This window comes from Leifsonia sp. PARNA 1/14, assembly GCF_055720965.1.
In genome coordinates, this window is record NZ_JBVQSP010000003.1 from 225134 (window position 1) to 234288 (window position 9155).

Genomic DNA, 9155 nt, shown 5'->3' on the forward strand with positions numbered 1-9155 from the left:
CACGCGATCGATCAGCGGGCCGCTGAAGTCGACCAGCAGCAGCATCGCGAACGACCCGAAGGCGGCGAAGGTCGCGACGTCCGGGCTGCCGATGACCACGCCGCCGAACGCGAACAGCAGCGGCATCACGATCGCCGCGCGCCCGGCACGGCGCAGCGCCGCGAAGTCCGGATCGTGACGCTTCAGCCAGGCCATCACGCGCATCGGACCTCCTCACACCCGCCGCCACCGCACACCATAGCCGCGTACGAGTGGGAGGGGCACTGCCGCTGCGGGATGTCAGGTCTCGGGTGTCGCGCCTGCCACCTCCACCTTCTCGGGCCCCGGATCGTCGGCCGGCGGCGTGCCGTGAGCGACCCGCAGGATGGCGGACACCATCGCGTTGGCCACCGCGATGAGCGGGACGGCGAACAGTGCACCGGGAACGCCTGCGATGCCGGAGCCGGCGGCGACACCGACCACCACGGCGAGCGGATGCACCTTGACCGCGCCGCCGACGAGGAGCGGCTGCATGACGTGCGCCTCGAGCAGGTGAACGAGCAGCACTCCGGCGAGCATGATGACGGCCTGGATGGGACCGCCGAAGACCAACGCGATCACGACGGCGATGATCCCCGACACGATCGCACCGATCACCGGGATGAACGACGCCAGCAGCACGATCACCCCGATCGGGATGGCGAGCGGCAGGCCGAGGAAGAACGCGACGAGGCCGATGCCGACGCCGTTGACGGCCGCGACGAGGATCTGGACGCGCACGAAGCTGGTCAGCGTTCGCCAGCCCGCATCGCCCGCGGCCCGGATGGCGGGCCGTCCTCCGGCCGGGAACAGGCGGGTGATCCAGCGCCAGATGCCGCCGCCGTCGATGAGCATGAAGATGGTCGCGAAGATCGCGATCAGCCAGCCGGCGAGCAGGTGCCCGGTGGTCGTCCCGACTTTGAGCACGCCGCCCACCAGCGCTGCGCTGTCCTTCTGCGCGAACGTGCCCGCGCTGCGGATGTAGCCGGCGAACTCGGAGTCCGTGACGTTCCACGGCGGCTGGCGCAACGCATCCCGTGCCCGGTTGTAGGCCGCGACCGACTCGTGCTCCAGCTGCGGGAGGCCGACGCGCACCTGCCAGACGACGAGCGTGATCAGCCCGGCCAGGATCGCCCCGAACGCGACCACGCACACGGTGATGGCCAGCCACTTCGGCCAATGGTGACGGATGAGGCTGGAGACGGTCGGCTGCAGCAGTGCGGAGACCAGCAGCGCGACGAGCAGCGGCACCACGATGTCCTGGAACACCACCACCAGGTAGATGACGACGCCGGCGAGGGCGATGACCGTGAGCAGCCGCCACGACCATTCGGAGGCCGCGCGGACTCCGTTCGGAACGGACGAGTGGTCGGGGCCCGGCCGGTCGGGACGGGGCTCGCGCTTGCGCGAAAGGGCGATCATGAGGGTCCTCCTCGGTCAGGTCGCCCGACACTACGCCCGAGTCGGCGCCGAAGGGCGTGCGGCGCACGCATAGGATCGGCGCGTGACGGGTTTCGAAGTCGAGCTCGGCGGGATGCGCCGCCGGCTCACCGCGTTCTGCTACCAGCTGCTCGGGTCGCCGTTCGAGGCGGAGGACGCCGCGCAGGACGCGCTGGAGCGGGCGTGGCGGGCACGCGACTCGTACGACCCCGCCAAGGCCTCCCTCGCCACTTGGTGCTACCGGATCGCCCGCAACGTCTGCCTCGACCGGTTGCGGGAGGCGCCACGCCGCCCGCTGCCGCGCGACCTCCGCGAACCGGGGCTGGAGGCCGGCGCGCCGCTGGTCCCAGCCTTCGACGTGCCCTGGTTGCTGCCCGCGCCGACGGGTTGGGCCGCCGAATCGGAAGTGGAACGCACCGCGGAGCGCCGTGAGGAGGTGCGGTTCGCGGTCACCGCGATGCTGCAGTCGTTGACTCCGCTGCAGCGCGGGGCCTTCGTGCTGCGGGAGGTGCTGGGCCTCTCGGCGGCCGAGACCGCGGCCGTGCTGGAGGTGTCGGTGGCGTCGGCCGACTCGGCCCTCCAGCGTGCACGGGCCGCCGTCGATGAGGGCGTACGGCGTCCGCACCCGCTCGCCCCGGCCGCCGTCGAGCGGTACGCCCGCGCGATCGAGCGCGCGGACGTGCCGGCCCTGGCCTCCCTCGTCGCCGACGACGTCGTGTTCGAGATGCCGCCGGTGCCGCAGTGGTCGATCGGGGCTGCGCCCTACCTGGCGTTCATGGAGCACCTGTTCGCGTGGCGCGGCACGGAGTGGTCGACGGTGCCCGTCTCGGCGGCGGGACGGCCGGGGTTCCTGCTCTACCGCGGCGTCGGCGAGGGCCGCGAACCGCACACGGTCCAGCTGTTCGAGGGCGACGACGAGGGCGACGGGACGGGTGCGATCGGGCAGATCCTCGTCTACCAGGACCCGCGGCTGTTCGCCCTGTTCGAGGAGTTCGCCGTCGTGCGATGATTTTCGGCCCTCCCGTTCGTATCCACTGATGACGCCGACGCGCGTCACGAAGAGGAGGACATCATGGGAAAGCTGATCGTCGTGCAGTTCATCACGCTGGACGGAGTCGTGGAGGATCCGGACGGGAGCGACGGCACGCCGTTCGGCGGCTGGGCGATGCGCTTCGGGCCGCAGGGCGTCGCCGGCGACAAGTTCCGGCTGGGCGAGCTCCTGCAGACCGGGGTGCTGCTGTTCGGCCGCCGCACCTGGGAGCACTTCAGCACGCTGTGGCCCGCGCGCGACGACCCGTTCTCGCAGGCCATGAACCGGGCGTCGAAGGCCGTGGTGAGCGGCAGCGCGGTCGAGGTCGAGCAGTGGTCGGGCACCCGCCAGCCTGCCGACCTCGAGGCGTGGCTCGACGACACCCTGCCGGAGCGCGACGTGGTCGTGATCGGCAGCGGGACGCTCGTCGCGCAACTGGAGGCCGCGGGCCGCGTCGACGAGTACCGACTGCTGACGTTCCCGACGGCGGTCGGGGCGGGCAGGCGGCTCTTCCCCGAGGGGCGTCTGCTGACGCTGCTGTCGTCGGAGCTGGTGGGGCCGGCGAGCCTCACCCGTTATGAGGCAGCGTCCACGCCGGTTTCGATGCCGGCGTCCGCTGCCTCCGTGAGCTGAGCGAAGTCGAGGAGGCGCTGCTGGGAGTCGGCGTAGGAGGTCGCCGAGGGGACCTCCTCGCCGTCTCGCACCGCGAGGGCGCTGCCGACGGCCGCGTCGATCGCCACGCGGTAGGGCAACGACCCGGTGCTGACCCGTCGCACGCCCAGATCCCGCAGCTGCGCGAGGGTCAGGTTCGGGACCACGAGCACGTTGAGCGGCAGCGGGCAGCCCGCGGCCAGCCGCTCCAGCACCGCGGGATCGGCCGCCCCCGGGACGAAGTGCCCGTCAGCGCCCGCCTCGGCGTAGACCGCCGCCCTGGCGAGAACGGCCTCCACGGTGTCGTCCTCGTGGAACCAGTAGGAGTCGACGCGCGCGTTGACGAACACGTGCGGCGCCGCCCGCTTGATGGCGGCGATCTTCGCGGCAGGGATGGCCGGGTCGACGAGACGGCCTCCCGCGGAGTCCTCGAGGTTCACGCCGGCCGCCCCGAGCCCGGCGACGAGTTCACCGACGGCGTCGGGGTCGTCGCTGAAGCCGTCCTCGATGTCGGCCGTCACGTGCACAGGCAGCACCCGCAGCTTCCGGATCAGCGCGACCGTGGCCTCCCTGCTCGCGCCGGCGGCGTCGGGCCGCCCGGTCGACGCGTTGACGCCGAAGCTCGTCGTGCCGACCGCCGGGAACCCTGCGGCGACGAACCCGAGCGCCGAGCCGACGTCCCACGCGTTGGGCAGCAGCAGCGGCAGGTCGCCGTAATGGAGGTCGCGGAACGTCGTCGCCATGGGTGGGTCTCCTCGCGTCGCGCCCATCCTCCTCCCGAGGCGGCCCGACATTCGTCACGAAAGTCGTGATTCGTGGCACGAATGTCGGGATTCGTCACGAGTGTCGCGGTGGGGTGAGGGTGCCGTCGGAGGCGATGGCGGCGGCCGTCGACGGGAAGTCGCGCGCGCTGAACTGCGCGATGAGGCGCGCCGCGGTGTCGTCGGGGTCGGGCACGGGGCGGCCGTCGTCGTAGCCGAAATGCACCGAGTTCACGCGACCGCGCAGGAACGTGCCGTCGGGACGCAGGCTGACGTCGAGATATGCGCCGTACCGTGTGGCCTGCTCGGCGCCGAACACCCCGCCTCCGCCGAAGTTGCCGAGGCTGTACGCGATCAGGCGTCCCTTGTAGAACTCGGCTCCGCGCAGCGAGTGCGGGCCGTGGCCGATCACGAGGTCGGCGCCGGCGTCGATGGCCGCCCGGGAGAACGCCATCGGGTCGCCGCGGTTCTCGCCGAACATCGTCTCGGCGCCCGGCCGAACGACGTTCGCACCCGGGCCCTCCGCCCCCATGTGCGCGTGCACGACCACGACGTCGGCGGAGGCAGCGGCCGCGGCGACCACGGCGCGCACGTGCCGCAGGTCGGTCAGCCGGTTGGTGCCCTGGTAGGGCGCGAAGCCGATCATCGCGACCGTGGTGCCGCCGATCCTGGTGCAGACGAGCTGATCGCGGTCGCCGACCGAGCGGATCCCGTTCTCGGCGAGATTCGTGCGGGTGTTCGCATACCCCTGCGGGCCGAAGTCGCCGGTGTGGTTGTTCGCCAGGTTCAGGATGTCGAAGCCGCGGAAATACGCCGCCGTCTCGGGAGCGCTGCGGAACGCCAGGCAGTCCGCCCCGGCGCCGCACTTGTCGAAACCGGTGTCGGCCGTGATCGCCTGTTCGAGGTTGCCGGTCACCAGGTCCTGCGTGAACCACGGTCGCACCGCGTCGAAGTGGCCGGCGCCGCCGTCGGCGGGCACCCGGTGGCCCACGTCGTGGATCAGCACGTCGCCGACGGCGCCGATGCCGACCTCCCCGTGCCGCCCGGCGGCCTGAGCCGGCACTTCCGGCCCGCAGCCGCCGATCGCGGTCGCTCGGGTTGCGACGACGCCGCAGGCGACCACCAGTGCGACCGCGAGCGCGGCCCGCCAGGGTGCGCCCCTCCAGCTGAAGGAGCCGTGTCGCGGGAGGTCGAACAGCCAGCCGAAGCCGTCGCGCGCGAGGAACCGGTTCAGCACCAGGCACGCGGCCACGAGCGCAGCCGTGAGCACGACCGGGAGAACGGCCGCCGCGATCAGCTGCACGGCCACCCGGGCGTCCGAGAGCCATGCGACCAGGACGACGTCGGCGATCGCCAGCAGCGGCATGTGGATGAGGTAGATCGGCAGGCTGCGGCGCCCGAGCGCGGCGAGCCCCGAGCCGAGCAGCCGCGTGCGGGCGATCAGCGGCGCGACGGCCAACCCCATCGCCACGCCGAGCACCGATACGACCGGCCAGACACCGGGCATGGTCTCCGTGCCCGTGAGCCGCATCGCCGCGAAGGCGAGCGCGTACACCGCCACGAAAGCCAGGGCGCGGGAAGGCCGCGTCCGGACGACGAAGCGCCGAAGCTGCGGAGCCAGGTGCAGGCCCAGCAGGAAGAACACGAAGTCGTAGAGCAGCGAGCCGCGGTTGCTCACGACCTCCACGAAGCCGGCCGCGACCAGGATGGACAGCACGGCGGCCGCGCCGATGACGAGCCAGGCGGGCACCCGCGCCAGGGCCTTCGCCACGAGGAAGTAGACGGCGAGCGCGTAGAGGTACCAGGTGTTCGGCGGGCTGATCGTGACGGACTCCACGAACTGCGAGACGCTGCGCGGCACCAGCGTCGGGAAGTCGGGGAACGCCCACAGCGCGGCCATGTGGATCAGCGACCACAGCAGGTACAGGTAGAGGAGCCGCAGGACGCGGGTGCGGGCGACGATCCGCCAGGGTCGCGCGAAGGCGTTCGCCGCGAAGTAGCCGGAGACCAGGAGGAACAGCGGCATCAGGAACGGCCAGACGGCGTCGCCGGCCAGACCCCACACTCCCGGGATCGGAACGCCGAGCTGCCAGTCGACCTGGAGGTAGCTCTTCATGACGACGTGCCAGAAGACGACCAGTAGGATCAGCACGCCTTTGAGGGCGTCACCCCACGTCTCGCGAACGGCGGGCGGGCGCGAAGCATCGCTCATCAGGTTCTCTCCCATCGGTGACGAGGTGGTGCGAGCGCAGCGGCTCAGGCAGCGTCGAGGAGCGCCGCGACGAGGCGCGGGTAGTCGAGGCCGACGGCGGCGTACATCCGCGGCACCTGGGACTGCTCGGTGAAACCGGGCGCGGTGTTCACCTCGTTCAGCACGACACCGTCGGCGGTCACGAAGAAGTCGAAGCGGGCGACGCCGGCGCAGCCGAGCGCCTCGTAGAGCGTGCGGGCCGCCGCGTCGATGGCGGCGTGCTCGTCGGCGGTGATGCGCGCCGGCAGCGTGAACGATGCGGACCCGTCGTACTTCTGCTCGCGGTCGAAGACAGCGCCCTCGGCCACCTCGATCTCGAGGGTCGAGCCCGCGTGCAGTACGCCGTCGCGATCGCGGAACAGGGCGATGTCCACTTCGCGGCCGGCGACGAACGCCTCCAGCAGCGCGGCCCCGCCGGCCGCCCGCGCGCTCTCGATCGCGGCCTCCAGCTGCCCGGCCTCCCGGACCACGCTGACCCCGTTGCTCGACCCTCCGGTGGTCGGCTTCACGACGAACGGCGGCTCGAGGGGAAGGTCTCCCAGGCCGGCGCATCCGTCGACGAGAACGCCCGGCGAGGTGCGGATGCCGACCTCCTCCGCGACGAGCTTCGTGACCCACTTGTCCATCCCCAGGGCCCCGGCCCGCACCGGGGAGCCGACGAACGGCACTCCCGTGAGCCGCAAGAGCCCGGCCACTGCGCCGTCCTCGCCGTCCACCCCGTGCAGGACCGGGAACGCGACATCGCACGACGCCAGCCGTCGGACCGCGTCCGCCGGCGACACGGGGCCGCCGTCGAGCCACCAGCCACCGCTCCGGTCGATCGTCAGAGGCACGGCCGTCAGACCGAGGACGCGGACCGCCCGCGCGACGGCGGCCGCCGAGGCGAGCGAGACCTCGTGCTCGTCGTTGGCGCCGCCGCCGATCACGGCGACCCGCCCGACGGTCCGCTCAGGCACGGGCCGCCTGCTCCGTCGCGGCAGCCGCCGTCGTCCGGTGGATGCGCGCGACTCTGCTGCCGATCCGCGTCACGATCTCGTGCTCGATCGTGCCCGACCAGCCGGCCCAGTCGGAGACCGTCGGTTCGCCGCGGTCGCCCGGGCCGAACACGGTGACCGTCTCACCGGGCGCGACGAGGTCGTCGCCGGTGTCCACGACCAGCATGTCCATCGAGAACCGTCCGACCACGGGCCGGCGGCGGCCGCGCACCAGCACCTCGGCGCGCTCCGACGCCGCGCGCGGGAGGCCGTCGCCGTAGCCGACGGGCAGCAGGGCGAGGTTCGTGCGCCGATCGGCGACGTGCTCCAGTCCGTAGCCGATGCCGGTCCCCGCCGCGACCTCCCTCGACCCGACGACGGTCGTCGTCAGCGAGAGCGCCGGACGCAGACGGTCGGAGGTGCCGGACGGGTCGATGCCGAAGAGCCCGGCGCCGATGCGGTGCAGCCCGAACCCGGAGCCGACCCCGGTGACGGTCGCGGCCGTCGCGGCCAGGTGGGCGACGGAGGGCGACAGACCGCGTCGCTGCGCCGTCCGGACCGCGTTCGTGAAGACGAGTCGCTCGCGACGGTTCTGCGGGTGATCGCGCCGGTCGGCGCACGACATGTGGCCCATCACCCCGAGGACGCGAACGCTGCCGAGCGCCTCCAGCTCACGCGCGACGCCGCAGAGAGCGGACCACTCGGCGGCGGGGGCCCCGTCGCGCGCCATGCCGACGTCGATGTGCAGGTGCACCCGGGCGCGCCTCCCCCGCTGCGCAGCGGCGCGACCGACCGCGTGCAGCAGCCGGACGCTCTGCACCGCGAGATCGACGTCCGCACCGACTGCTGTCGCGAAGTCGGCGTCGACGGGATTGAGCCAGCTCAGGATCGGCGCCCGCACGCCGGCGGCCCGCAGGGCGAGCGCCTCATCGATCGAGGTGACGCCGAGGGAGGTCGCTCCCGCCGCGAGCACGGAGTGCGCGATCGCGCCGTGCCCGAAGGCGTCGGCCTTGAGCACCGCCATCAGGCGACCTCCGGTGGCGGCGGCGAAGTAGGCGGCGTTCGAACGGATCGCGTCGTCGTCGACGACGAGCTCGGAGGTCCACGACATCATCGGCCCCCGTGCCGCGCGGAGCGGCGCATGCTGGTGTCAGGCATTCCCCCAGACTGCGGGAAGCCGGCCGTCGATCCATCCCTCCAGCGATGCGGAACGGTCATCCCAGCGGATGACCGTTCCGATCAGCTCCGTGCGGGCACCAGCGCCTCGAACGTCTCGGCGACCCAGTCGGCGATGATGCCGGCCACGTACGGCATGTTGTCGATCGAGATGTGCTCGGTCCCGCCCTCCGGGTCGTCGAAGATCCGCAGCTCGCGCCGAGGGCTGTTCACCGCCTGCTCGTATGTCTCATGGGCGTAGCGCACCGGGATCTGCCGGTCGCCGGCGCCGTGCGTGATGAGCAGGGGCGCAGTGATCCGTTCGGCGACGCCGTTCAGGTGCATCGAGCTCGTCTTGGCGATGAACTCGTCCATGTCGTTCACGCCCCACACCCAGAACACGTGGTCCCAGTAGTGCGGCACCGGGTTCTCGCCCTCGCGATTGCGCCGGGCCTCCTGAACCGCCGCCCAGTCGTGGTTCGCACCCCACGCGACGGCGAGCGCGAGCCGCTTCTCGAACGCCGCCGCTCGCGGCGCGTAGTAGCCGCCGAGCGACCAGCCGACGATGCCGATCCGCGCAGGGTCGGCGCCGAGCTCGTCGGCGTTCGCCTCGATCCAGTCGACGATCGCCGCCGCCCAGACCTCGGTGTCGTAGCGGGCGGTCAGGCCGCGCAGGCGGAGGGCCTCCCCCGATCCCGGGGTGTCGATCATCAAGGTCGAGATGCCGCGCTCGGCAAGCATCGCCGGGAACCCGGAGTAGTACATCATCTCTTTGGTCGAGTCGAGGCCGTTCCACTGGACGATCACGGGGTGCGGCCCTTCTCCCGGCGCCCGGTAGAAGTAGCCGGGCAACGACGAGCCCTCGTAGGGCACCT

At 72.2% G+C, this 9155-nt stretch carries 9 protein-coding genes; 2 read left to right on the forward strand and 7 right to left on the reverse strand.

The genetic code is table 11. The features are described from left to right. A partial coding sequence (locus AC0HS0_RS10555) for a hypothetical protein (protein WP_472963880.1) occupies positions 1 to 204 on the reverse strand: 204 nt, incomplete at its 3' end. A 75-nt stretch (positions 205 to 279) separates the two neighbouring features. Further along, positions 280 to 1440, reverse strand: a complete 1161-nt coding sequence (locus AC0HS0_RS10560) for an AI-2E family transporter (RefSeq protein WP_472963881.1) — start codon at positions 1438 to 1440, stop codon at positions 280 to 282. Positions 1441 to 1522: 82 nt separating this feature from the next. On the opposite strand from AC0HS0_RS10560, the gene AC0HS0_RS10565 reads away from it, so the two are divergent. Further along, complete coding sequence (locus AC0HS0_RS10565; protein ID WP_472963882.1) at positions 1523 to 2467, forward strand: RNA polymerase subunit sigma-70; 945 nt, start codon at positions 1523 to 1525, stop codon at positions 2465 to 2467. Between the two features lie 63 nt (positions 2468 to 2530). Then, entirely contained in the window at positions 2531 to 3121 is a 591-nt protein-coding gene (locus AC0HS0_RS10570) for a dihydrofolate reductase family protein (protein ID WP_472963883.1), read from the forward strand. Here the strand turns inward: AC0HS0_RS10570 and AC0HS0_RS10575 are convergent. The 5 genes from AC0HS0_RS10575 to AC0HS0_RS10595 all read right to left on the reverse strand — a co-directional run. Continuing rightward, the gene (locus AC0HS0_RS10575) at positions 3064 to 3882 is read right to left on the reverse strand and encodes an isocitrate lyase/PEP mutase family protein (RefSeq protein ID WP_472963884.1); all 819 of its coding nucleotides are present in this window, start codon (positions 3880 to 3882) and stop codon (positions 3064 to 3066) included. The two genes, AC0HS0_RS10570 and AC0HS0_RS10575, sit on opposite strands and share 58 nt — an antisense overlap. Positions 3883 to 3976: 94 nt before the next feature. Next, a complete protein-coding gene (locus AC0HS0_RS10580; protein WP_472963885.1) occupies positions 3977 to 6112 on the reverse strand; it encodes a CapA family protein in 2136 nt (711 codons plus the stop codon). A 44-nt stretch (positions 6113 to 6156) separates the two neighbouring features. After that, the gene (locus AC0HS0_RS10585; protein ID WP_472963886.1) at positions 6157 to 7107 is read right to left on the reverse strand and encodes a D-alanine--D-alanine ligase family protein; all 951 of its coding nucleotides are present in this window, start codon (positions 7105 to 7107) and stop codon (positions 6157 to 6159) included. Then, a complete protein-coding gene (gene alr, locus AC0HS0_RS10590; protein WP_472963888.1) occupies positions 7100 to 8236 on the reverse strand; it encodes an alanine racemase in 1137 nt (378 codons plus the stop codon). The genes AC0HS0_RS10585 and alr overlap by 8 nt, the downstream gene beginning before the upstream one ends. Positions 8237 to 8364: 128 nt before the next feature. Next, a partial coding sequence (locus AC0HS0_RS10595; protein ID WP_472963890.1) for an alpha/beta hydrolase family protein occupies positions 8365 to 9155 on the reverse strand: 791 nt, incomplete at its 5' end.

Excerpts from the sequence above, each read along its gene's own strand:
- alr (WP_472963888.1), bottom strand. The coding sequence starts at position 8,236 with ATGTCGTGGACCTCCGAGCTCGTCGTCGACGACGACGCGATCCGTTCG.
- AC0HS0_RS10580 (WP_472963885.1), bottom strand. The coding sequence starts at position 6,112 with ATGAGCGATGCTTCGCGCCCGCCCGCCGTTCGCGAGACGTGGGGTGAC.
- AC0HS0_RS10560 (WP_472963881.1), bottom strand. The coding sequence starts at position 1,440 with ATGATCGCCCTTTCGCGCAAGCGCGAGCCCCGTCCCGACCGGCCGGGC.
- AC0HS0_RS10570 (WP_472963883.1), top strand. The coding sequence starts at position 2,531 with ATGGGAAAGCTGATCGTCGTGCAGTTCATCACGCTGGACGGAGTCGTG.
- AC0HS0_RS10575 (WP_472963884.1), bottom strand. The coding sequence starts at position 3,882 with ATGGCGACGACGTTCCGCGACCTCCATTACGGCGACCTGCCGCTGCTG.